The sequence below is a fragment of the Pseudomonas sp. MWU15-20650 genome (assembly GCF_023242475.1).
GTDB lineage: Bacteria > Pseudomonadota > Gammaproteobacteria > Pseudomonadales > Pseudomonadaceae > Aquipseudomonas.
In genome coordinates this window covers 1-526 of sequence record NZ_JALJFG010000083.1, presented here as the reverse complement: position 1 = coordinate 526, position 526 = coordinate 1, and the positions used below count along the sequence as shown (strand labels likewise).

Below are 526 nucleotides of genomic sequence, written 5' to 3'. Positions count from 1 at the left end.
GCCGCCTTCGTTGACTTCGCTTGGCGCAGTCAGGGTAACGGTGGTTGTATCGGCGGTGCCCGGGGTGTCAGTCACTGTTGTTGTGACTTTATCGGTACCAGGAACCAGATTTTCGAAATGCTCGCCGCCGGTCACGCCCTTGATGGCGGTGGTGACGGTTTGATCGCCTTTGTACACGTCATCCGGAGCCACAACCGAAACGCTACCGCTCGACTGGTTGACGCCGATGGTGATGGTCTGGCCATTGTCCAGAGTCACGGTCAGCGGATTGGTGATGTTAGTCACCGCTGCGCCGTTTTTATCCACAAGGCTGGCGGTGTAGACGATATTGCCGCCTTCGCCAACAGTAGTGGTGGCGGTCAGAACCACATCGACCTTGTCGATGGTGTCGTTGATCGTCGTCGTCGCACCGTCGCCTGCAACTTCCAACTTCTCGAAGTTGCCGCCAGTGGTATCGGTGATCTTGACGGTCTGGGTGCTCTTGTCGATGAATACGTCATCGCTAGGCGCAGGAACCGTCACGGTA

At 57.2% G+C, this 526-nt stretch carries 1 protein-coding gene; it reads right to left on the bottom strand.

All coding sequences use genetic code 11. The features are described from left to right. A partial coding sequence (locus tag M5B43_RS27185) for an immunoglobulin-like domain-containing protein (protein WP_248752947.1) occupies positions 1-526 on the bottom strand: 526 nt, incomplete at both ends.